The 21,498-nt window shown below is 65.2% G+C and carries 21 protein-coding genes, 1 tRNA gene and 1 pseudogene; 16 read left to right on the top strand and 7 right to left on the bottom strand.

Features of this window, described 5'->3' with window-relative positions:
* Window position 1 precedes the first annotated feature (1 nt).
* The 4 genes from gpmI (at window position 2) to HZR81_RS11135 (ending at window position 5,104) form a co-directional block, all read left to right on the top strand.
* Window positions 2-1,549 (top strand): 2,3-bisphosphoglycerate-independent phosphoglycerate mutase, encoded by a 1,548-nt coding sequence (gpmI, locus tag HZR81_RS11150; protein WP_500128123.1) that lies wholly within the window; start codon window positions 2-4, stop codon window positions 1,547-1,549.
* A 115-nt stretch (window positions 1,550-1,664) separates the two neighbouring features.
* Window positions 1,665-2,924 carry a murein hydrolase activator EnvC family protein gene (locus tag HZR81_RS11145; RefSeq protein WP_500128122.1) on the top strand — a complete coding sequence of 420 codons (1,260 nt, stop codon included), beginning with the start codon at window positions 1,665-1,667 and terminating at the stop codon, window positions 2,922-2,924.
* A 69-nt stretch (window positions 2,925-2,993) separates the two neighbouring features.
* A complete protein-coding gene (locus tag HZR81_RS11140; protein WP_500128121.1) occupies window positions 2,994-4,316 on the top strand; it encodes a S41 family peptidase in 1,323 nt (440 codons plus the stop codon).
* Window positions 4,313-5,104 carry a divergent polysaccharide deacetylase family protein gene (locus HZR81_RS11135; protein ID WP_500128120.1) on the top strand — a complete coding sequence of 264 codons (792 nt, stop codon included), beginning with the start codon at window positions 4,313-4,315 and terminating at the stop codon, window positions 5,102-5,104. Before HZR81_RS11140 ends, HZR81_RS11135 begins: the two co-directional genes overlap by 4 nt.
* A 3-nt stretch (window positions 5,105-5,107) precedes the next feature.
* Here HZR81_RS11135 and HZR81_RS11130 read toward each other — a convergent pair whose 3' ends face one another.
* The 7 genes from HZR81_RS11130 to hisB form a co-directional block, all read right to left on the bottom strand.
* A complete protein-coding gene (locus HZR81_RS11130) occupies window positions 5,108-5,854 on the bottom strand; it encodes a substrate-binding periplasmic protein (RefSeq protein ID WP_458992081.1) in 747 nt (248 codons plus the stop codon).
* Window positions 5,855-6,085: 231 nt separating this feature from the next.
* A complete protein-coding gene (locus HZR81_RS11125) occupies window positions 6,086-6,832 on the bottom strand; it encodes a substrate-binding periplasmic protein (RefSeq protein WP_125867349.1) in 747 nt (248 codons plus the stop codon).
* 85 nt (window positions 6,833-6,917) lie between these two features.
* Complete coding sequence (gene hisF, locus HZR81_RS11120) at window positions 6,918-7,688, bottom strand: imidazole glycerol phosphate synthase subunit HisF (RefSeq protein ID WP_500128119.1); 771 nt, start codon at window positions 7,686-7,688, stop codon at window positions 6,918-6,920.
* 156 nt (window positions 7,689-7,844) lie between these two features.
* Window positions 7,845-8,588 carry a 1-(5-phosphoribosyl)-5-[(5-phosphoribosylamino)methylideneamino]imidazole-4-carboxamide isomerase gene (gene hisA / locus HZR81_RS11115; protein ID WP_063541088.1) on the bottom strand — a complete coding sequence of 248 codons (744 nt, stop codon included), beginning with the start codon at window positions 8,586-8,588 and terminating at the stop codon, window positions 7,845-7,847.
* Window positions 8,589-8,624: 36 nt separating this feature from the next.
* Window positions 8,625-8,885, bottom strand: coding sequence for a DUF2164 domain-containing protein (locus tag HZR81_RS11110; RefSeq protein ID WP_313304013.1), 261 nt, complete (start codon window positions 8,883-8,885; stop codon window positions 8,625-8,627).
* A complete protein-coding gene (gene hisH / locus HZR81_RS11105; RefSeq protein ID WP_200290114.1) occupies window positions 8,886-9,524 on the bottom strand; it encodes an imidazole glycerol phosphate synthase subunit HisH in 639 nt (212 codons plus the stop codon).
* A complete protein-coding gene (gene hisB, locus HZR81_RS11100; RefSeq protein ID WP_003303331.1) occupies window positions 9,524-10,117 on the bottom strand; it encodes an imidazoleglycerol-phosphate dehydratase HisB in 594 nt (197 codons plus the stop codon). The genes hisH and hisB overlap by 1 nt, the downstream gene beginning before the upstream one ends.
* A 144-nt stretch (window positions 10,118-10,261) precedes the next feature.
* Between hisB and HZR81_RS11095 the strand changes: the two genes are divergently transcribed.
* The 12 genes and pseudogenes from HZR81_RS11095 (at window position 10,262) to HZR81_RS11040 (ending at window position 21,498) form a co-directional block, all read left to right on the top strand.
* Window positions 10,262-11,560: a nitrate regulatory protein gene (locus HZR81_RS11095; protein ID WP_185745353.1), complete on the top strand. Its 1,299-nt coding sequence runs from the start codon at window positions 10,262-10,264 to the stop codon at window positions 11,558-11,560.
* A 357-nt stretch (window positions 11,561-11,917) separates the two neighbouring features.
* Window positions 11,918-13,249, top strand: coding sequence for a CmpA/NrtA family ABC transporter substrate-binding protein (locus HZR81_RS11090; protein WP_500128118.1), 1,332 nt, complete (start codon window positions 11,918-11,920; stop codon window positions 13,247-13,249).
* A 26-nt stretch (window positions 13,250-13,275) separates the two neighbouring features.
* On the top strand, window positions 13,276-14,145 hold the full coding sequence (gene ntrB, locus HZR81_RS11085; protein ID WP_500128117.1) for a nitrate ABC transporter permease: 870 nt from the start codon (window positions 13,276-13,278) through the stop codon (window positions 14,143-14,145).
* 11 nt (window positions 14,146-14,156) lie between these two features.
* Complete coding sequence (locus tag HZR81_RS11080) at window positions 14,157-14,939, top strand: ABC transporter ATP-binding protein (RefSeq protein WP_038655938.1); 783 nt, start codon at window positions 14,157-14,159, stop codon at window positions 14,937-14,939.
* An 88-nt stretch (window positions 14,940-15,027) separates the two neighbouring features.
* On the top strand, window positions 15,028-15,426 hold the full coding sequence (gene panM, locus HZR81_RS11075; protein ID WP_208218758.1) for an aspartate 1-decarboxylase autocleavage activator PanM: 399 nt from the start codon (window positions 15,028-15,030) through the stop codon (window positions 15,424-15,426).
* Between the two features lie 181 nt (window positions 15,427-15,607).
* On the top strand, window positions 15,608-17,830 hold the full coding sequence (locus HZR81_RS11070; RefSeq protein ID WP_500128116.1) for an AsmA family protein: 2,223 nt from the start codon (window positions 15,608-15,610) through the stop codon (window positions 17,828-17,830).
* On the top strand, window positions 17,827-18,894 hold the full coding sequence (gene mutY, locus HZR81_RS11065) for an A/G-specific adenine glycosylase (protein WP_500128115.1): 1,068 nt from the start codon (window positions 17,827-17,829) through the stop codon (window positions 18,892-18,894). The genes HZR81_RS11070 and mutY overlap by 4 nt, the downstream gene beginning before the upstream one ends.
* Window positions 18,891-19,163, top strand: coding sequence for an oxidative damage protection protein (locus tag HZR81_RS11060; protein ID WP_102839000.1), 273 nt, complete (start codon window positions 18,891-18,893; stop codon window positions 19,161-19,163). The genes mutY and HZR81_RS11060 overlap by 4 nt, the downstream gene beginning before the upstream one ends.
* 92 nt (window positions 19,164-19,255) lie before the next feature.
* A tRNA-Phe gene (locus HZR81_RS11055) sits at window positions 19,256-19,331 on the top strand.
* A 174-nt stretch (window positions 19,332-19,505) separates the two neighbouring features.
* Window positions 19,506-19,679: pseudogene (locus HZR81_RS11050) on the top strand (Arm DNA-binding domain-containing protein); the annotation flags it as partial.
* A gap of 407 nt (window positions 19,680-20,086) precedes the next feature.
* Window positions 20,087-20,866: a substrate-binding periplasmic protein gene (locus HZR81_RS11045; protein ID WP_500128113.1), complete on the top strand. Its 780-nt coding sequence runs from the start codon at window positions 20,087-20,089 to the stop codon at window positions 20,864-20,866.
* A 152-nt stretch (window positions 20,867-21,018) separates the two neighbouring features.
* Complete coding sequence (locus HZR81_RS11040; protein WP_500128112.1) at window positions 21,019-21,498, top strand: thermonuclease family protein; 480 nt, start codon at window positions 21,019-21,021, stop codon at window positions 21,496-21,498.

Genomic DNA, 21,498 nt, shown 5'->3' with positions numbered 1-21,498 from the left:
CATGCCTGTCGCCCCTACCGCCGCGCCCAAACCCCTGGTACTGATCATTCTCGATGGCTTCGGGCACAGCGACAGCCCCGAGTTCAACGCCATCCATGCCGCGCGCAAGCCGGTCTACGATCGTCTGCTGGCGACTCAGCCACACGGACTGATCTCCGGCAGCGGCATGGATGTCGGTCTGCCGGACGGGCAGATGGGCAACTCCGAGGTCGGCCACATGAACCTGGGCGCCGGGCGCGTGGTGTATCAGGACTTCACCCGGGTGACCAAGGCGATCCGCGACGGCGAATTCTTCGCAAACCCGACCATCTGCGCTGCGGTCGACAAGGCCGCAGGTGCCGGCAAGGCGGTGCACATCCTCGGCCTGCTTTCCGACGGTGGCGTGCACAGTCATCAGGACCATCTGGTGGCCATGGCGGAACTGGCAGCCCAACGGGGCGCCGAGAAGATCTACCTGCATGCCTTCCTCGACGGCCGCGACACCCCGCCGAAGAGCGCGCAAAGCTCCATCGAACTGCTCCAGGCCACCTTCACCCGCCTGGGTAAGGGCCGTATCGCCAGCCTGATCGGCCGCTACTTCGCCATGGACCGCGACAACCGCTGGGACCGCGTGCAGCAGGCCTACGAGCTGATCGTCGACGGCAAGGCCGAATACCGCTCCGACTACGCAGTGGACGGCCTGATCGCGGCCTACGAGCGCGGTGAAAGCGACGAGTTCGTCAAGGCCACCAGCATTGGCGAGCCGGTGCGCGTCGAGGATGGTGACGCCGTGGTGTTCATGAACTTCCGCGCCGACCGCGCCCGCGAGCTGACCCGCTGCTTCGTCGAGCCCGGCTTCAGCGAGTTCCCGCGGGCCCGCGTGCCGCAGCTGGCCGGCTTCGTCATGCTCACCCAATACGCCGCGAGCATTCCGGCGCCCGCTGCCTTCGCCCCGGAAGCGTTGACCAACGTGCTCGGCGAATACCTGGCCAACAACGGCAAGACCCAGCTGCGCATCGCCGAAACCGAGAAGTACGCCCACGTCACCTTCTTCTTCTCCGGCGGCCGCGAAGAGCCCTTCCCGGGCGAGGAACGAATTCTGATCCCATCGCCTCAGGTCGCCACTTACGATCTGAAGCCCGAGATGAGCGCGCCCGAGGTCACCGACCGCATCGTCGATGCCATCGAGAACCAGCGCTACGACGTCATCATCGTCAACTACGCCAACGGCGACATGGTCGGCCACACCGGCGTGTTCGAAGCGGCGGTCAAGGCGGTGGAATGCCTGGACAGCTGCGTCGGGCGGATCGTCGAGGCGCTGGACAAGGTCGGCGGCGAAGCGCTGCTGACCGCCGACCACGGCAATGTCGAACAGATGGAAGACGCCATGACCGGCCAGGCGCACACCGCGCACACCTGTGAGCCGGTACCCTTCATCTATATCGGCAAGCGCAACGTCTCGATCCGCGAAGGCGGCGTGCTGGCCGACGTCGCGCCGACCATGCTGACACTGCTGGGCATGCCGGTACCGCAGGAAATGACCGGCCGCTCGATCGTCGAACTCAACTGACGGGCGTTAGCGGGATGCGGGGGCGCCAGCCTTCGCTTCCCGCGACGGGCCTCAAGCTTCCCGTCCGCTTTTTAGGCATACTACGCCGGTCATGACCCTCGGTTGACAGCCTTCCATGCCTCGTACATTCCTCGCCCTCGCCTTTCTCTGCCTGCTCGGCCCGGCCGTGGCGGACGAGCGCGCCGCCGCAAGGCAGCAGATCGAAGCCGCCCGCCAGGACATTGCCGAACTGCAGAAGCTGCTCAAGCAGATCGAGCAGGAGAAGTCCGGCGTCCAGAAACAGCTGCAGACCACCGAAAGCGAGATGGGCCAGCTGGAGAAGCAGGTCGATAGCCTGCAGCAGGAGATCGACCGCAGCGAGGCCGAGCTGGAGCGCCTGAACGAGGAGAAGACCACCCTCGAAGGCGCTCGCCTGGAGCAGCAGCGGCTGATCGGCCTGCAGGCCCGCGCCGCCTACCAGAACGGCCGCCAGGAATATCTCAAGCTGTTGCTCAACCAGCAGAACCCGGAAAAATTCAGCCGCACCCTCACTTATTACGACTATCTGAACAAGGCCCGTCTCGAGCAGCTCGACAGCTTCAACGAGACACTGCGCCAGCTGGCCAACGTCGAGGCCGACATCGAAGCGCAGCAGAACCTGCTCGCCGAGAAGAAGGACGGCCTGCTGGAGCGGCGCAACCAGCTCGCCGAGGTGCGCAAGGAGCGTCAGCAGGCACTGGCCAAGCTGAACAGCGACCTGTCCAGCCGAGAGCAGCGGCTGCAGGCTCGCCGCCAGGAACAGGCGCAGTTCGAGCGGGTGCTCAAGACCATCGAAGAGACACTGGCCCGTCAGGCACGCGAGGCCGAGGAGGCTCGTCAGCGCGAACTGCTTGCCGAACGCCAGCGTCAGCAGCAGCAACAAGCCAGGCCCAGCGGCAGCTCCGCGCCGAGTGGCCCGCTGGTATCCAGCGCCGGTGGCAGCTTTGGCGGGCCGTTCGCCCAGGCCAAAGGTAAACTGCCCTGGCCGGTGGACGGACGTCTCGTCGCCCGCTACGGCACTCCACGCGGCGGCGACGCTCGAACCAAGTGGGACGGCGTACTGATCGGCGCCAGTGCCGGCACACAGGTTCGTGCCGTGCATGGCGGTCGGGTGGTCTTCGCCGACTGGTTGCGCGGCGCCGGCCTGCTGGTGATTCTCGACCATGGCAACGGCTACCTGAGCTTGTACGGGCACAACCAGAGCCTGCTGCGCGACGCCGGCGAGATCGTCAAGGCCGGCGACCCGATCGCCACCGTTGGCACCAGCGGCGGCCAGGAAACCGCCGCACTGTATTTCGCCATTCGTCAGCAGGGCCGCCCCAGCGATCCTGCCCAATGGTGCCGCACGCAAGGCTAGTCGAGGGTGATTCGGCCCTACCGAGCCGCCCCATTTGCCTAGCGTGCCCTCTCATTACTGGAGTTCGACATGTTGCACCTGCGCCGTTTCGCCCGCCCCTCCACGCTCGCCCTGGCCATCCTGCTGGGCATGCAAGGCGGTGCCTGGGCCCAGCAGCCTCCGGCGGAAGCGGCTGCGGTACCGAGCTCCAAAGCGCCGCTACCGCTGGATGAACTGCGCACCTTCGCCGAAGTGCTGGACCGCATCAAGGCCGCCTATGTCGAGCCGGTAGATGACAAGACGCTGCTGGAAAATGCCATCAAGGGCATGCTCAGCAACCTCGATCCGCACTCGGCCTATCTCGAGCCCGACGCCTTCGCCGAGCTGCAGGAAAGCACCAGCGGCGAATTCGGCGGGCTGGGCATTGAGGTCGGCATGGAAGACGGCTTCATCAAGGTGGTGTCGCCGATCGACGATACGCCGGCATCCAAGGCCGGCATCGAAGCCGGCGACCTGATCGTCAAGATCGACGGGCAGCCGACCAAGGGGCTGTCGATGATGGACGCCATCGGCAAGATGCGCGGCAAGCCCGGCAGCACGATCAGCCTGACGCTGGTACGTGAGGGCGGTCAGCCGTTCGACGTCAAGTTGACCCGCGCGGTGATCAAGGTGCGCAGCGTCAAGAGCCAGATGCTGGAGCCCGGCTACGGTTACCTGCGCATCACCCAGTTCCAGGTCAACTCCGGCGAGGAAGTCGGCAAGGCCCTGGACCGGCTGAAGAAGGACAACGGCGGCAAGAAGCTCAACGGCCTGGTGCTCGATCTGCGCAACAACCCGGGTGGCGTGCTGCAGGCGGCGGTGGAGATTTCCGACCACTTCCTCACCAAGGGCCTGATCGTCTACACCAAGGGCCGCATCGCCAATTCCGAGCTGCGCTTCAACGCCGATGCAGGCGATGCCAGCGAAGGGGTACCGCTGGTGGTGCTGATCAATGGCGGCAGTGCTTCGGCCTCGGAAATCGTTGCCGGCGCCCTGCAGGATCACAAGCGCGGCGTGGTGATGGGCACCGACAGCTTTGGCAAGGGTTCGGTGCAGACCGTGCTGCCGCTGAACAACGACCGCGCGCTGAAACTGACCACAGCGCTGTACTACACCCCCAACGGCCGCTCGATCCAGGCGCAGGGCATCGAGCCCGACATCAAGGTCGAACGCGCCAAGCTGACCCGTGAACAGGCTGCCGAAGGCCTTCGCGAGGCCGATCTCGCCGGGCATCTGGGTAATGGCAATGGCGGGCCGGACCGCCCCACCAGCACGCAGATCGCCAGCGACTCGCCGCGCCCGCAAGATGACGACTACCAACTCGGCCAGGCGCTGAATCTGCTCAAGGGATTGAATCTCACCCGCGGGCAATGAGCATGCCCGCCTGGGCAGCGGGCCTGGCACTGGTACTGGCAGTATTCAGCCAGGCCGTGCTCGGCCGCGACGTCGTAAACGAGCATGAGCCCCGACCCAGGCTGACCCTGGTCATCGACGACCTCGGCCAGAACCCCGCGCGCGATCGCCGTGTGCTGGAGCTGCCGGGACCGGTCGCACTGGCGATCCTGCCGGACACCCGCCACGCTGCGGCATTGGCCGAACAGGCCCATAGCGCCGGCAAGACGGTCATGCTGCATATGCCGATGGCGCCTGCCCAGGGCCGTTTCGCCTGGCACCCTCGTCTGCCCCACGACGAGCTGGCGCGCCGTCTCGACGCAGCCCTTGGAGCGGTGCCGCATGCCAGCGGACTGAACAACCACATGGGCAGCGCCATGACCGATCAAACACAGGCCATGACCTGGCTGATGGGCGAACTGCAGCGCCGCCACCTGTTCTTTCTCGACAGCCGTACCAGCCCGCGCACCGTGGCCGCCGCCAGCGCCCAACGCACGGCACTGGCCAGCCTGTCGCGGGACATCTTTCTCGATGACGATCCCTCACCGTCCGCGGTAGCCGAACGCTTTCACGCGGCAGTGGCACTGGCCCGCAAGCAGGGCTCGGTCGTCATCATCGGTCATCCCCACGAAAGCACGCTGGCCGTGCTCGAACGCGAACTGCCACGCCTGGCCACACAGGGCATCGACTGGGTAGACGTCGGCCAGATGATTGCCACGCGCAGCAACCGGGCGATGGCCGCCCACGGCCGTGGCGGCATCTATCGCTGAGCATCAGAGATAGCGCTGCAGCATCCTGTCCACCGTGCCATCGGCGCGCATCGCGTCCAGCGCCCGCTGCAGACGCTCGACCACCTCGTCCGGTGTCGCCCGGTTGAGCGCCAGGAACAATCGCGCCTCATTGAAACGCAGCACCGGCTTCAGACCGGTGACGCCTTCCTGCTTGGCCAGATAGGGGCCGACCGGATCGGCGGTGGCCCAAACGTCGATCTGCCCCTTGAGCAGCTTGCCGATGTTCTCCTGGTCGCGCAGCGAATTGATCGGTGCCAGGCCCTTGCCCTCCAAGTGCTGGCTGACCGCGTCGTTCTTGTAGGCACCAATGCGCAGGTCGCGTGCCTGCTCCAGCCCGGTCAGGCGCAGAGGACTGTCGGCGGGCGCCAGCAGCACCCAGCTGATGCTTGCCAGCGGGCCAACCCATTTGAACTGCGGCTCGCGCTCGGCGGTGAAGGTGGTGGAGAACAGCCCCTGATCCGGCTGTTGCAGCACCTGCTTATAGATGCGGTCCCAGGGGAAGCGCAGGGTCAGCTCGTAGCGGATGTCCGCGCGGCGGAACATCTCGCGCACGATGTCGGCGTTGATGCCGTGAATGCGCGCGTCGGCCGCGTAGTTCTTGCCGTCCTCGGCCATGTTGAATGGTGGAAAATTCTCGGTCAGCAGCACGACTCGGTAATCGTCAGGCAGCGCGGCGTGCGCGTGAGCACAGAGCAGCAGCAAGACGACGGCAATGATTCGCTTGAACATCGATCGCTCCCTTTTTCTCGATTCCCTGGCCCATCCCTCCGCGAGCCAGAGCCGAGGTCGATCCAAAGCAAGATGCGAACCAGCGAAGCGCCACGGCGCCAGGGCTAAGCGCCTGCTGGAACGGGGAGCGTGCATGCGCCAGGACGGCGCGAGGAAGTGGATCGGCGCACCCTGCTGGCGCGCCGCCACCATCAAGAAAGTCGGCGCAGGAGATGCGCCGACCAGGGAGACTTAGAGGTAACGCGCGTTGATCTCGTCGATCACACCTTCGCTGCGCATCTGGTCGAGCGCCTTCTGCAGCTTCTGCACCGTCTCGTCGGCGACCTGCTTGTTCAACGCCAGGTAGAGTTCGGCACTGTCGAAGCGCAGCACGCGCTTGAGCCCGGTCACGCCTTCCTGGCGCGCCAGGTAGCGGCCGGCGGGATCGCCGGTGGCCCACAGGTCGATCTTGCCGTCGATCAGCTTCTTCACGTTTTCCTGGTCGCGCAGGGCGAGCTGCGGCTGCAGCCCCTGACCGTCCAGGTGCTCGGCGATGGCGTCACCCTTGTAGGCGCCGATGTTGTACTGGCGCGCCTGATCCAGGCTGGTCAGGTTGATCGGGCTGTCGCCACGGGCTAGCAGCACCCAGTCGTCCGGACCAATGGGTCCGACCCACTTGAACAGCTCCTCACGCTCGGGCAGCCGCGCGGTGACGAAAACGCCATAGTTAGGCTGCTCCAGCGCCATGCCGTAGATGCGCTCCCAGGGAAAACGCAGCGTCAGGGTGTAGTCGACACCGGCGCGCTTGAACATCTCGCGCACGATGTCCGCAGCGATGCCGCTGATGTTTTCATCGCGGGCGAAGTTCTTGCCGTCGGCCGCCATGTTGTAGGGCGGAAAGTTCTCCGTCAGCAGGTCGATCTTCGCCGGCTCCTGGGCATGGGCCAGCGAGGCGCCGAGCAGCAGCGCACTGGCAATGGAGGCGATGGTCTTGAGCATGAGAAATCTCCTGATTGTTCGCCCGCGACTGCGGCGGGCGTGTCCTTGTCTCGGGCATTAAGCCTTATTCAGCTGCACGTCGGGATCAACGCATCACGATGCCGCGGACGGCCAGGTAGGCCTTGGCTTCCGGAACGGTGTATTCGCCGAAGTGGAAGATGCTCGCGGCCAGCACCGCATCGGCCTTGCCTTCGAGGATGCCATCGGCCAGGTGCTGCAGGTTGCCGACGCCGCCGGAGGCGATCACCGGGATGCACAGCGCTTCGCTGATGGCGCGGGTGACGCCCAGGTCGTAGCCGCTCTTCACGCCGTCCTGGTCCATGCTGGTCAGCAGGATTTCGCCAGCGCCGAGGTCTTCCATCTTCTTTGCCCAGGCCACTGCATCCAGGCCGGTGGGCTTGCGCCCGCCATGAGTGAAGATTTCCCAGCGACCCGGCTCGCCCGGTGCGGAGACCTTCTTGGCGTCGATGGCGACGACGATGCACTGCGAGCCGAAGCGATCCGCAGCCTCGCCGACGAAGTCCGGGTTGAACACCGCGGCGGTGTTGATCGAGACCTTGTCGGCGCCCGCATTGAGCAGGTTGCGGATATCCTGCACGCTGCGCACGCCGCCGCCCACGGTCAGCGGGATGAATACCTGGCTGGCCATGCGCTCGACGGTGTGCAGGGTGGTATCGCGGTTGTCGACGCTGGCGGTGATGTCGAGGAAAGTGATCTCGTCGGCGCCCTGCTCGTCGTAGCGGCGGGCAATTTCCACCGGGTCGCCGGCGTCGCGGATGTTCTCGAACTGGACGCCCTTGACCACGCGGCCGTTGTCCACGTCGAGGCAGGGAATGATGCGTTTGGCCAGGGCCATGGTCGATCTCTCTCGTAGGGTGGACAACCGCGCAGCGTTGTCCACCGGGTCACCGAATGCACGGTGGACAAGCGAAGCGTTGTCCACCCTACGGCTTACTCGTCCTTCTGTGTGTAGGGTGGATCGCGCTTCACCGATCCACCGCAGTTCAGCGAATCACTCGTCCTTGTACTTCAGGTCGCAGAGCGCCTGCGCCTCGGCCACATCCAGCGTGCCTTCATAGATGGCGCGCCCGGTGATGGCACCGATGATGCCTGGAGTGTTCGTGTCGAGCAGCTTCTGAATATCGCCGATATTGTGGATGCCACCGGACGCGATCACCGGGATACGGCTGGCGTTGGCCAGCGCCACGGTGGCCTCGACGTTGCAGCCCTGCATCATGCCGTCCTTGGCGATGTCGGTGTAGACGATCGCCGAGACGCCATCGGCCTCGAAACGGCGCGCCAGATCCACCGCCTGCACGCTGGAGACTTCCGCCCAGCCATCGGTGGCGACAAAGCCGTCCTTCGCATCAAGGCCAACGATGACCTTGCCCGGGAAGGCGCGGCAGGCCTCGGTAACGAACTCCGGCTCCTTGACCGCCTTGGTGCCGATGATCACGTAGCTGACACCGGCGCGCACGTAGTGCTCGATAGTTTCCAGGGTACGGATGCCGCCACCGATCTGGATCGGCAGGTCCGGGTAACGCTTGGCAATGGCGGTGACCACTTCTCCGTTGACCGGCTGGCCTTCGAAGGCCCCGTTGAGGTCGACCAGATGCAGGCGGCGGCAGCCGGCCTGGACCCACTTGGCGGCCATGGCCACCGGGTCGTCGGAAAACACCGTGGCATCGTCCATCAGGCCCTGGCGCAGACGTACGCAGGCGCCGTCCTTGAGATCGATAGCGGGGATAATCAGCATGGTTTGAACCTGTTCAAATCAAGTGTCGGTTAAGGGTCAGCTCTTCTCGAGCGCCCACAAGTCGCTTTCGATGCTCTCGAACCGCTCCTTCAGGTGGCTCTGCACGTCGAAGATCGCCTTGTTGTAATACAGCGGCGCGATTTCCCGGGCGAACAGATCGAGCACTTCCTGCGCCTCGAACGAGCCCAGCTCGAGTTCGAAGCGCTCTTGCAGAAAGCGCTTGATGATCTGTTGCGCCGCCTGCTCCTGAGCAGCATCCAGCGCCAGGACCGGCGGCTTGAGCTTGGCCCGGCTCATTTACCAGCGGCCATCCCAGGCGGCGAAGTTCTGCAGCAGCTGCAGGCCATGGGTGTGGCTCTTCTCCGGGTGGAACTGCACGGCGAAGCGCGAGCCATCGGCCAGCGCGGCGGCGAAGTCGTTGCCGTAATGGCCGCGACCGACCACCTGGCGCGGATTGCCGGCCTCGATGTAGTAGCTGTGCACGAAATAGAAGCGCCCGTTGTCCGGAATCGCGTGCCAGAGCGGGTGGTCGACCACCTGCTTGACCTCGTTCCAGCCCATGTGCGGCACCTTCAGGTGCTCGCCGTCCTCAACCAGATCCTTGCCGAAGAAGCGCACCTGACCGGGAAACAGGCCGATGCAGTCGACGCCGTCGTTCTCCTCGCTGCGCTCCATGAGGGCCTGCATGCCGACGCAGATACCGAGGAACGGGCGATCCTGGCTGACTTCGCGAACCAGTTCATCGAAGCCCAGCCGGCGAATCTCGGCCATGCAGTCGCGAATCGCGCCGACGCCGGGAAACACCACGCGGTCGGCCTCACGGATGACCTGCGCATCGCTGGTGATCAGCACCCTGCCGGCGCCGACGTGCTCGAGGGCCTTGGCCACCGAGTGCAGGTTGCCCATGCCGTAGTCGATGACGGCGACGGTCTGCATCACAGGCACCCTTTGGTGGACGGCATCTGCCCGGCCATGCGCGGATCGAGCTCGACAGCCATGCGCAGCGCGCGACCGAAGGCCTTGAACACGGTTTCGATCTGGTGGTGGGTGTTGATGCCACGCAGGTTGTCGATGTGCAGGGTCACCAGGGCGTGATTGACGAAGCCCTGGAAGAATTCCTGGAACAGGTCGACGTCGAACTTGCCGACCACCGCGCGGGTGTAGGGCACGTTCATGGTCAGCCCCGGGCGCCCGGAGAAGTCGATCACCACGCGCGACAGCGCCTCGTCCAGCGGTACGTAGGAATGCCCGTAGCGGGTCATGCCCTTCTTGTCGCCGATGGCTTTGGCGAAGGCCTGGCCGAGGGTGATGCCGACGTCCTCGACGGTGTGGTGGTCGTCGATGTGCAGGTCGCCGTTGCACTCGATGTCGAGGTCGATCAGCCCGTGACGGGCGATCTGGTCGAGCATGTGCTCGAGGAAGGGCACGCCGATGGCGAAGCGCGCCTTGCCGGTGCCATCCAGATTGATGGTGACCTTGACCTGGGTTTCCAGGGTGTTGCGCTCTACGTAAGCCGTACGTTCGGACATCAACAGCTCCGCTGATCGTGGGCGAAAAGGGGCACATTATAGGCGCAAACGCCGCAGCGCGGATACGCGCCGGGCTTACTGGACTGCATCTTGCAGGAACCTGCGCGTCAACCCGCGGAGGTGCCGCCGATGCACGGACGGAAAATGCCTGCGACCTTGCGCTTCATGCTGGCGTCCCGGCGCAGCGAACTGCTCGGCCTGGAAGACCTGGCGCGCACCTGCGAACTGGTCACCCGCATCAGCCAGCTGGTGCACGCGCTGCAGAAGGAGCGCGGCTACTCGAACATCTACCTCAGCGGCAACGCGGCCCATCAGCGTCAGCAGCTGGACGTGCTCAGCCTGGAAGCCGAGGCGCTGGAGCGCGACGTGCGCCTGGATCTGGATCGCATCGATCTGGACGCCGTCAGCAGTGCCGACAAGACCCGCCTGTTCACCCGCATCGCCTATGCCCTGCACAGCCTCGACGAGCTGCCCACACTACGCCGGCGCATCCGCGAGCACGCCATCGGCATGCAGGACGCCACGGCGACGCTGGTGCGGCTGGTCGGCGGGCTGCTGGCGGTGGTGTTCGAAGCGGCCGACACCGCCGCCGACCCCGACATCACCCGCTGCCTGGTGGCACTGTTCAATTTCATGCAGGGCAAGGAACTGGCCGGGCAGGAGCGCGCGCTAGGTGTGGTCGGCTTCGCCAGCGGCTATTTCCGCGCGGACATGCTGGAGCGTCTGGAGCACCTGCTAGAGGGCCAGGAACGCTGCTTCGCCACCTTCAGCCGCTTCGCCAGCCCGGCGGCGCAGGCGCTATGGCAAGCGCTGTGCACCAGCGAGACGAACATCAACGCCTGCCGCCTGCGTGACATCGCCCGCCGCACCAGCCCCGGTGCGGCGGTCGAACCGCAGCTGTGCGAGCTCTGGTTCGAGCTGCACACCGGCCGCATCGATGCGATGAAGCAGGTCGAGACGCGCCTGGAGCAGGATCTGTTGCAACAGTGCCGGTACAGCATCGAGCGAATTCGCAAGGACCTGCAGAGCCATCGCAAGCTGCTCGACGGCATCGCCGACATGCACGCGGCCGCCGAGCAGGCCAAGCTGTTCAGCGTGCAGGCCAGCGATCTCGGCGCGCCGCCGCCGGACGGCATGACGGCGATGGTGGCGCGCTCGACCCTGGAGCTGCTGCTGACACAGAGCGTACGCCTGCAGGGCCTCAATGAGGAGTTGCGCGAGGCGCGTCAGGCGCTGGACGAGCGCAAACAGGTGGAGCGGGCCAAGCAGCAGCTCATGCGCCAGCAGGGCTTCTCCGAAGGCGAGGCCTACAGCTGGCTGCGTCAGGCGGCAATGAATCAGGGCCTGCGCCTGGAGGAGGTCGCCCAGCGCCTGCTGTCACTGGCACAGCCGGCGGCCGAGCGCGCCCCGGCGCGCACCCTGGGCCAGCGTTCCAGGCACTGAAAACAGGCACGCCGCACCATCGGACCAGCCTCCCTGCCCCTCGAATGTGCATGCGCAGCCAGCCCCGCTGAATCGCCACGCACAACTCATCTCGAGCGAGCCAATCACCGAGCTGGTCGCGGCCTGTCTGTGGCGCCGTCGCAAGTGCTTGATCTGGCGGAAGCCACCAGGCGATTCGATGCCGCGCCCGGACCCGCCCGGTGCCGCCCGAGCAGTTCTGGCACAGCTTTCGCAAAGACCAGGCAAGGCCGGATCTTTCGGCTTTCACAACTCCTCATCAGGACAACGGTGTCCACGCTCTCCGGCTCCAGCCGGGCGGTGTGGCGCCGTTTTTTTTCGCCCAAAGGAAAACGGACCATGACCGACAAGCCGAACAACGGCCAGCCCAGCAGCGTAACGCTGGCCTCGCGCCGCAGCTTTCTCAAGCATTCGATCATCGCCGCCAGCGGCGTCGCCCTGTTCGGCGGCATGTCCCTGGGCATGCGTTCGGCCGCCTGGGCCGCGGGCGGTGACGTGGAAACCAGCAAGGCCAAGCTCGGCTTCATCGCCCTGACCGACGCCGCGCCGTTGTTCGTCGCCGCCGAGAAGGGCTTCTTCGCCAAGTACGGGATGAGCGAGGTCGAGGTGCTCAAGCAATCGTCCTGGGGCACCACCCGCGACAACCTGGTGCTCGGCTCGGCGAAGAACGGCATCGATGGCGCGCACATCCTCACACCGATGCCCTACCTGATCAGCGCCGGCATCGTCACGCCGAACAACCAGCCGGTGCCCATGTCGATCCTGGCGCGGCTGAACCTGTCCGGCCAGTGCATCTCGGTCGGCGAGGAGTATCGCGACCTGAAGATCGGCCTCGACAGCACGCCATTCAAGGCGGCGTTGGAGGCGAAGAAGGCCAGCGGCAAGAAGGTCAGTGCGGCGATGACCTTCCCCGGCGGCACCCATGACCTGTGGATGCGCTACTGGCTGGCGGCCGGCGGCATCGACCCGAACGCCGACATCAACACCATCGTCGTGCCGCCGGCACAGATGGTCGCCAACATGAAGGTCGGCAGCATGGACACCTTCTGCGTCTGCGAGCCGTGGAACGCCCAGCTGATCAACCAGAAGATCGGCTACACCGCCAACACCACCGGCGAGCTCTGGCACAACCACCCGGAGAAGGCCTTCGCCCTGCGCAGCGACTACGTAGCCGCCAACCCCAACGCGGCCAAGGCACTGACCATGGCGATCATGGAAGCCCAGCAGTTCTGCGAGAAGGCCGAGAACAAGGAAGAAGTGGCGAAGATCTGCTCGCAACGCAAGTGGATCGGCGCACCCTACAAGGACATCGTCGACCGTATGAAGGGCAACTTCGCCTACGGCACCGGCAAGGTCATCGAGAACCATCCCGAGCAGATGCGCTACTGGGACGACCACGCCTCCTATCCGTTCCAGAGCCACGACCTCTGGTTCCTGACCGAGAACAAGCGCTGGGGCTACCTGCCGGCCGACTTCGACAGCCAGGCGCTGATCGCCAAGGTCAACCGCGAAGACATCTGGCGCGCCGCCGCCGGCGAGCTGAACCTGCCCGCCGAACTGATCCCGACCTCCACCTCCCGCGGCGTGGAGAAGTTCTTCGACGGCAAGGTATTCGACCCCGAGAACCCGCAAGCCTACCTGGACAGCCTGACCATCAAGGCCATGGCCTGATAACCGCAACCCGCGAGGAAAAGCCCATGAATGCCAACGTCAAACTGCAGCCCGCCAGCGCCGAGCCGGTGTCCATCGTCCGCCCTTCCCGGCTCGCCACACTGGCTCGGCGCAGCGGCCGCTACGCGGTGCAGCAGCTGGTGCCACCACTGGTGATCCTGCTGCTGCTCGGCTTGATCTGGGAGATGCTCTGCTCCGGTGCCGATGCCGCGCTGCCGCCGCCCTCGCAGGTGGTCGCGGAAACCTGGGAGCTGATCGTCGATCCGTTCTACGACAACGGCGGCAATGACGTGGGCCTGGCCTGGCAACTGCTGGCCAGCCTCGAACGGGTGGCGGTCGGCTATCTGCTGGCGGTGGTCGCCGGGGTCGGCCTCGGCGTGCTGATCGGCCAGTCGGATTGGGCCATGCGCGGCCTCGATCCGATCTTCCAGGTGCTGCGCACCGTGCCGCCACTGGCCTGGCTGCCGCTGTCGCTGGCGGGCTTTCAGGACAGCCATCCCTCGGCGCTGTTCGTCATCTTCATCACCGCGATCTGGCCGATCATCATCAATACCGCGGTGGGCATCCGCAACATCCCGCAGGACTACCGCAACGTCGCCCAGGTGCTGCAGCTCAATGGCTTCGAATACTTCAAGACCATCATGCTGCCGGCCGCCGCGCCCTACATCTTCACCGGCCTGCGCATCGGCGTCGGCCTGTCGTGGCTGGCGATCATCGCCGCGGAGATGCTCATCGGCGGCGTCGGCATCGGCTTCTTCATCTGGGATGCATGGAACGCCTCGCGCATCAGCGACATCATCCTCGCGCTCGTCTACATCGGCGTGGTCGGCTTCGTGCTCGATCGCCTGGTGGCCTTCGTCGGCCAGCGCATCACCCGCGGCATTCCGGCCAACTGAGGAGCAACGCCATGAGCTATCTCTCCATCGAACACCTGGACAAGAGTTTCGTGCGCGGCAACCTCGCCTCGCAGGTGCTCAAGGACATCAACCTGAACATCGCCAAGGGCGAGTTCATCTCCATCATCGGCCACTCTGGCTGCGGCAAGTCGACGGTGCTGAACATCGTCGCCGGGCTGCTCGACCCCAGCCTCGGCGGCGTGATCCTCGACGGCAAGGAAGTCCGCGGCCCCGGCCCGGACCGCAGCATGGTGTTCCAGAACCACTCGCTGCTGCCCTGGCTGACCGTCTACGAGAACGTCGAAGTGGCGGTGAACAAGCTGTTCAAGCGCAGCATGAACAAGCGTGAACGGCGCGAGTGGATCGAGCACAACCTGGCGCTGGTGAACATGAGCCACGCACTGAACAAGTACCCGCAGGAAATCTCCGGCGGCATGAAGCAGCGCGTCGGCATCGCCCGCGCGCTCGCGATGAAGCCCAAGGTGCTGCTGCTCGACGAGCCCTTCGGCGCCCTCGATGCACTGACCCGCGCGCACCTGCAGGACGAGGTGATGAAGATCCAGAAGGACCTGGGCAACACCATGATGATGATCACCCACGACGTTGACGAAGCCGTGCTGCTCTCCGACCGCATCGTGATGATGACCAACGGCCCCTCGGCGACCATCGGCGAGATTCTCGAGGTGAAACTGCCGCGCCCGCGCGACCGCATCGCCCTCGCCGACGACCCCGAGTACAACCACTACCGCCGTGCGGTGCTGAGCTTCCTGCACGAGCGCCATCGCCTGCACTGATCGGGCACGCCCACCGCCGGCGTCTCGTGCGCTGGCGGCGGTTCGGCGTATGCTTGCCGGCAGTCCGCCCAGCCGTCGCAAGGTCGCCATGCCCGTCTACGTCGAATCCGTCACCCAGCCCAGCCCACAGGATTTAACCGATCTGGCGAAAATCTACGCCGATGCGCCCGAATGGCTGCTGACGCCCTATGCCAGCGCCGAAGCGCTGATTGAGGCGGCGCTGGCCGATGGTAGTCTGATCGCCGGGCGCTTCAATGACCGCCTGCTCGGCGCCGCCCTGCTGCAGCGCGGCGCCGACGCCTGGCGCCTGTCGCACCTGTGCGTGCGCAAGCTCACCCGCAAGCGCGGCGTCGGCCGCCGGCTGCTGGAGGAAACCCAGCGCCAGGCCAGTGAAGCCGGCAAGCCGTTGCGCCTAGCCGCGCCCGCCGGCCATCTGGAAGCCAGCGCCCTGGCCGCGCGTACGCATCTGCCGCTGGATTCGCTCTAAGTCGCCCACGCGACATCTCCTGCGCCCTGCCTGATCCGCAGCAGGGCGTACTTACCCCGCCGCGGCCAGCTGCGGAACCCGCCCCCGCAACGGCACTCCAACGCCGACCGCGCTCCCGACAAGTGCAGGCACGGGGCTATACTCGGCACTTTTCAGATCGTTCATCTACAAGGACTCGTCCATGAAATCGCTCGGCAAAATCCTGGGTCTGGTCTTTCTCGGGCTGTTGCTGATCGTCGTGGCGGCGGGCTTCGCCCTGACCCACCTATTCGATCCCAACGACTACAAGGATGAGATTCGCGACCTGGCGCGCAGCAAGGCCGGCCTCGAACTGGACATCAAAGGCGATATCGGCTGGAGCCTGTTTCCCTGGCTCGGCCTGGAGCTGCACGAAACCACCCTGGCCAGCGCGCAAACCCCCGAGCAGCCGTTCGCCGACCTGCGCATGCTCGGCCTGTCGGTGCGGGTAATGCCGCTACTGAGCCGCGAAGTGCAGATGAGCGATATCACCGTCAACGGCCTCAACCTGACCCTGAGCCGTGACGAACAGGGCCGCGGCAACTGGGAAGGCGTCGGCCAGCCTGCCGCTCGCAGCGAACCGGCCGGCGAGCCCCCGAAAGCTGCCGAGCCGCAAGCCGAACAGCGCGAAGACGCACCGCCTGCGCGCAAGCCGCTCACCCTGGATATCGACAGCCTGACCGTCAGCGATGCCCGCGTGACCTACCACGACGCCAAGACCGGCCAGCAGTACAGCGCCGAAAGCATCGAGCTCACGACCGGCGCAATCCGTGAAGGCAGCCCGGTCCCGGTGAAGCTCAACGCCTTTTTCGGCAGCAACAAGCCGGTGATGCGCGCACGCACCGAACTGCAGGGCTCGCTGCGCTTCGACAACCAGCTCAGGCGCTACCAGTTCGAAGACATGCGCCTGTCCGGCGAGGCCTCCGGCGAACCTCTGCAGGGCCAGACCCTGACCTTCAGCGCCCAGGGCCAGCTGCTGGTCGATCTCGCCGCGCAAATCGCCGAGTTGAACGGTCTCAAGTTCACCGCCAACCAGCTGCGCGGACTGGGTGAACTGAAGGCGCGCGACCTGGACAAGGAACCGAAGGTCAGCGGAGCGATGACCGTGGCGCAGTTCAACCTGCGCGAATTTCTACAGGGCACCGGCCAGCAGCTGCCGGCCATGACCGATGGCAATGCGCTGAGCAAGGCCGAGCTGGTCAGCCGGCTGAGCGGTACGGCGAACAGCCTCGCGCTGGAAGAGTTGACTCTCAAGCTCGACGACAGCACCTTCACCGGTCGCATCGCCATCAGCGACTTCGCCCGCCAGGCGCTGCGCGTCGATCTCAAGGGTGATCGGCTGGATCTCGACCGCTATCTGCCGCCGCCAAGCAAGGACGAGCCGGCAGGCGCCGCACGCAAGAGCGAAGTGAAGAGCACCCAGGCCGCCGCGGTCGGCAGTGGCAGCACACCGCTGCCCAATGCGCCGACCCAGCAGGCCTGGAGCGAGGCCTCGGTGCTGCCGCTGGATCAGCTGCGCAAGCTCGACAGCGAGATCAATCTGGCCATCGGCAGCCTGACCGCAATGAAGATCCCGCTGGACGGCTTCAACCTCAAGGCACGTACCCGCAACGGCCTGCTGACCCTGCAGGAAGTGCGCGGCGGACTGTATGGCGGCCGCCTGGACGGCTCGGCCAGCCTCGACGTGCGCCCGGCCCTGCCATTGCTGACGCTGCAAAACCGCCTCAACGGTGTGCCGATCGAGCGCCTGCTGGAAAGCCAGGGCGAAGAGGTGGTGGTCAAGGGCCTGCTAAACCTGGATGCCGACCTGCGCACTCAGGGCAACAGCCAGAAGGCCTGGATCGACAATCTCAATGGCAAGGTCGGTTTCATCATCGACAATGGCGTGCTGGTCGATGCCAACCTCGAGCAGCAGCTCTGCCGCGCCATCGCCACGCTCAATCGCAAGCCGCTGACCAGCGAGCCACGCAGCAAGGACACGCCGTTCCGTGAACTCAAGGGCAACCTGACGCTACGCAATGGCGTAGCCAGCAACCCCGACCTCAAGGCCAGCATCCCCGGGCTCACAGTCAATGGCAACGGCGATGTCGACCTGCGCGTGCTGGGCATGGACTATCGCGTCGGTATCGTCATCGAGGGCGACAAAGGCGCAATGCCGGACCCGGCCTGCCAGGTCAACGAGCGCTACGTCGGTATCGAATGGCCGCTGCGCTGCCGTGGCCCGCTGGAGCTGGGCGCCAAGGCCTGCCGCTTCGACAAGGACGCGCTGGGCAAGGTGGCTGCGCGACTGGCCGGCGAGAAGCTCAACGAAAAGATCGAAGAGAAGCTCGGCGACAAGGTCAGCCCGGAGCTCAAGGACGCGCTCAAAGGCCTGTTCAACCGATGAGTCCCGAGCAGTTCGGCGCGGCGGTCCTCGACTGGTTCGACCGCCACGGTCGCAAGGATCTGCCGTGGCAACAGAACATCACGCCGTACCGAGTATGGGTGTCGGAGATCATGCTGCAGCAGACCCAAGTCAGCACTGTGCTCGGCTACTTCGACCGCTTCATGGACGCGCTGCCCAGCGTCGAGGCACTCGCCAAGGCCGAGGAAGATGAAGTCCTGCACCTGTGGACCGGCCTGGGTTACTACAGTCGAGCACGCAATCTGCACAAGACTGCGAAAGTTATCGTCGCCGAATACGACGGCATATTTCCTGCGGACGTCGACAAGCTCGCAGAACTGCCGGGCATCGGCCGCTCCACGGCCGGCGCCATCGCCAGCATCAGCCTGGGCCTGCGCGCACCGATCCTCGACGGCAACGTCAAACGCGTGCTGGCCCGCTACGTCGCCCAGGACGGTTATCCCGGCGAGCCGAAGGTGGCCCGCCAGCTGTGGGAGGTGGCCGAGCGCTTCACCCCGCAGCAGCGGGTCAACCATTACACCCAGGCGATGATGGATCTCGGTGCCACGCTGTGCACCCGCAGCCGCCCGAGCTGCCTGCTCTGCCCGCTCAAGGACGGCTGCCGCGCCCACCTGCTCGGACGCGAAACCGACTTCCCGGTGCCCAAGCCACGCAAGGCGCTGCCGCAAAAACGCACGCTGATGCCGCTGCTGGCCAATCGCGACGGCGCCATCCTGCTCTACCGCCGCCCGTCGACGGGCCTGTGGGGCGGGCTCTGGAGCCTGCCGGAACTGGACGACCTCGCCGCCCTCGACCCACTCGCCGCGCGGCATGCGCTGCAGCTCGAGGATCGCCGCGAGCTGCCAGGCCTAACCCACACATTCAGCCATTTCCAATTGGCTATCGAGCCCTGGCTGATCAGGGTCAAGTCCGCCCCCGACGCCGTGGCCGAGGCGGACTGGCTCTGGTATAACCTCGCCACCCCGCCGCGCCTCGGCCTTGCCGCGCCGGTAAAGACACTGCTCAAGCGCGCCGCCGCTGAATTGAATGCAGGAGAGACCTCATGACCCGCACCGTGAACTGCCGCAAGTACAACGAAGAACTGCCCGGCCTCGACCGTCCGCCGTTTCCAGGCCAGAAAGGCGAGGACATCTACAACAACATCTCCAAGCAGGCCTGGGACGATTGGCAGAAGCACCAGACCATGCTGATCAACGAGCGTCGGCTGAACATGATGAACGCCGAGGACCGCAAGTTCCTTCAGGGCGAGATGGACAAGTTCTTCTCCGGCGAGGACTACGCCAAGGCCGAAGGCTACGTGCCGCCGAGCGAATGACCGTCGGCTGCGCTAAGCGCCCGTCCGGATTAAATATTTTTCCGGACCACGCTTGACAGGCAAAAGCCAAATCCGTCTAATAGCGCCCCGTTGCCCAGGTAGCTCAGTCGGTAGAGCAGGGGATTGAAAATCCCCGTGTCGGCGGTTCGATTCCGTCCCTGGGCACCACCTTTCGTTTTCAGGTGGTGTCAGCATCACCCGGAAGCCCACAAGAAACCCGCCCAGTGCGGGTTTTTTGTTGTCTATACTTCCCGTGGAAACTCTTGTAAGCCCCAATCTTTAGGGGCATTCTTTGGGGCATGGCCGGTTCGGTCAAATTTATGCCCCTACGAGGTGCGCCCCATGCCACGGAAAGCCACGCCGCTGACGGACAGCGCGATCAAGGTAGCCAAGCCCAAGGACAGCCCCTACAAGCTGACGGACGGCCAAGGGCTATATCTGGAGGTCACGCCCAACGGCTCGAAGCTGTGGCGCCTCAAGTACCGTTTCGATGGCAAGGAAAAGCGGCTGGCCTTGGCCTATGGATTCCGGGACTCGGAGTACTTCTTCCTGAAAATCAAGGCCGCCTTCCCCGGGAAAGCGCGATGAACCTTTTTTATTGCCTGTGATTTTTGCCGGCGGCGCGCGACGCTCGCCGGAACGGCCTTGACGGGATCACACGGAAGCACCCGCCCAGCATCGGCTGCATCCTGTGATCTCCCCCAAGCCACCCGCTGACTGAAGCTCCGATACCGAACGGCACCTACGCCGCAGCACGAGGACATAGCCGCAGGCAAGCTGCGCAGGGCCAGCAGTCCTTCATTCCCTTCATTGCTCCGACTTCATGCTGCGCTAGGCTGGTGTTAACCGGGCGGGCCTGAGCGGGATGTTGCCTGGCCGCGTCGAACTGCCAAGGGATGCTGCACAGCGCAAGGAGCCGGACGGTGCACAGGATTCTCTCGATTCTGCTGATATTGCTATTGTCGAACGCCGGCCCGGCCGGCGCGGCGCAGTGGCGTTTCGTGACCGAGGACTTCCCGCCGTTCACCTACCCGGCTGACGCCCCGGCCAGCGAAACCACAGGTGTTGGCGCAGCCGGCCCGTTCGTGGAGGTGGTACATACGATCTGCGCACGCCTGCAGCACCACTGCACGATCACCCTGTACCCCTGGCAGCGCGCATTCCGTCTGGCCGAGCAGGGCCAGGTGGACGGAATATTCACGCTCACACCCTCACCGCAACGCGAGCAGATGTTCCACATCAGGCGGATGCTGGTCACTTCTCGCTACAGTGTTTTCGCCCAGACCAAGAGCAGCTTCGTCTTCAATCAACCAAGCGATATGGCGGGCCGGCTGGTTGGCGTCTATGGTCCGTCCGGCACCTCCTATGTGCTGTCCGAGCGCCTCAAGTCGGTGCCTGACGTACGCTTGCACCTGAATACCGACAATCGACGACTCTTACGCATGCTGCAGTCCGGACGCTTCGGCGTGGACGGCCTGGCAGTGCTCAATCAGGATGTCGCCTGGCACCTGATCGAACAAGAGCGCCTCGCCGGAGTGCGTGAGGCCGGCGAGATGGGTCCGATCCGCTATGGCATCGGCCTCTCGCGCAAGACGGTGAGCCAGGCACAATTCGAAGCGTTCGAGCAGGCGCTAGACTCCGCAATAGCCGATGGCACGGTGCCGAATATCCTGCGCCGGCACCAACTCGAAGCCGCCTTCTGAGCATTGCGCACGCCCGGCAAGCGGCGGCTCGGCGCATTTCTCGCCATGCGGTCGCCATTTCGCCAACGCAGACGGACCATCTGAGACCTGGCGCCGATCAGGGCAGCGACCAGCCTGTTACCCTCGCCCGCCCGAACCGCATGGACGCCCTCATGCTGCGCTACCTGCTTGCCGCCTTGCTCGCCACTGCCATGCCTGCCTCTGCCGAGTCGTTCGATTGCCGGGTGGTCGGCATCGCAGACGGCAATACCTTCAGCTGCCGGACCAACGCGGGCGAACGACTCCGGGTTCGGCTGGCGGAGATCGACGCCCCCGAACTCAAGCAACCCTACGGCAGCCAGGCCCGGCAAGCGCTCTCCGACCACATCTTCGGCAAGAACGTGACGCTCGAGGTCAAGGGCCGCGATGGCCTTGGGCGGACCCTGGCGCGAGTCGGCGTCGGCAATATCGACGTCAATTCGGAAATGGTCAGGGCGGGCGCCGCCTGGGCGTATCGCGCTCGCCTGGACGACCGCAGGCTGCTCGACCTGGAGGCGGTCGCCCGAGAGTTCCGGCGCGGCCTGTGGTCGTTGCACAAGACCGAACAGCAACCACCGTGGGAATGGCGCGAGCAGATGCGCAAAAGTCGCTGA

Origin of the sequence: Pseudomonas sp. LM13 (genome assembly GCF_041381355.1) — a bacterium.
Classification (GTDB): Bacteria; Pseudomonadota; Gammaproteobacteria; order Pseudomonadales; family Pseudomonadaceae; genus Stutzerimonas; species Stutzerimonas frequens.
Note: the sequence above shows the minus strand (reverse complement) of the source record. Positions and strands in the feature narration are given on the sequence as shown.

Coding starts and splice junctions, on each gene's coding strand:
- HZR81_RS11110 (WP_313304013.1), bottom strand. CDS start 8,885: ATGAGCCGGGCCAAGCTCAAGCCGCCGGTCCTGGCGCTGGATGCTGCT.
- HZR81_RS11130 (WP_458992081.1), bottom strand. CDS start 5,854: ATGTTCAAGCGAATCATTGCCGTCGTCTTGCTGCTGCTCTGTGCTCAC.
- ntrB (WP_500128117.1), top strand. CDS start 13,276: ATGAATGCCAACGTCAAACTGCAGCCCGCCAGCGCCGAGCCGGTGTCC.
- HZR81_RS11040 (WP_500128112.1), top strand. CDS start 21,019: ATGCTGCGCTACCTGCTTGCCGCCTTGCTCGCCACTGCCATGCCTGCC.
- hisF (WP_500128119.1), bottom strand. CDS start 7,688: ATGGCCCTGGCCAAACGCATCATTCCCTGCCTCGACGTGGACAACGGC.
- HZR81_RS11080 (WP_038655938.1), top strand. CDS start 14,157: ATGAGCTATCTCTCCATCGAACACCTGGACAAGAGTTTCGTGCGCGGC.
- HZR81_RS11070 (WP_500128116.1), top strand. CDS start 15,608: ATGAAATCGCTCGGCAAAATCCTGGGTCTGGTCTTTCTCGGGCTGTTG.
- hisA (WP_063541088.1), bottom strand. CDS start 8,588: ATGCTGATTATCCCCGCTATCGATCTCAAGGACGGCGCCTGCGTACGT.
- panM (WP_208218758.1), top strand. CDS start 15,028: ATGCCCGTCTACGTCGAATCCGTCACCCAGCCCAGCCCACAGGATTTA.
- HZR81_RS11095 (WP_185745353.1), top strand. CDS start 10,262: ATGCCTGCGACCTTGCGCTTCATGCTGGCGTCCCGGCGCAGCGAACTG.
- HZR81_RS11090 (WP_500128118.1), top strand. CDS start 11,918: ATGACCGACAAGCCGAACAACGGCCAGCCCAGCAGCGTAACGCTGGCC.
- HZR81_RS11060 (WP_102839000.1), top strand. CDS start 18,891: ATGACCCGCACCGTGAACTGCCGCAAGTACAACGAAGAACTGCCCGGC.
- HZR81_RS11125 (WP_125867349.1), bottom strand. CDS start 6,832: ATGCTCAAGACCATCGCCTCCATTGCCAGTGCGCTGCTGCTCGGCGCC.
- hisB (WP_003303331.1), bottom strand. CDS start 10,117: ATGTCCGAACGTACGGCTTACGTAGAGCGCAACACCCTGGAAACCCAG.
- HZR81_RS11135 (WP_500128120.1), top strand. CDS start 4,313: ATGAGCATGCCCGCCTGGGCAGCGGGCCTGGCACTGGTACTGGCAGTA.
- HZR81_RS11140 (WP_500128121.1), top strand. CDS start 2,994: ATGTTGCACCTGCGCCGTTTCGCCCGCCCCTCCACGCTCGCCCTGGCC.
- gpmI (WP_500128123.1), top strand. CDS start 2: ATGCCTGTCGCCCCTACCGCCGCGCCCAAACCCCTGGTACTGATCATT.
- hisH (WP_200290114.1), bottom strand. CDS start 9,524: ATGCAGACCGTCGCCGTCATCGACTACGGCATGGGCAACCTGCACTCG.
- mutY (WP_500128115.1), top strand. CDS start 17,827: ATGAGTCCCGAGCAGTTCGGCGCGGCGGTCCTCGACTGGTTCGACCGC.
- HZR81_RS11145 (WP_500128122.1), top strand. CDS start 1,665: ATGCCTCGTACATTCCTCGCCCTCGCCTTTCTCTGCCTGCTCGGCCCG.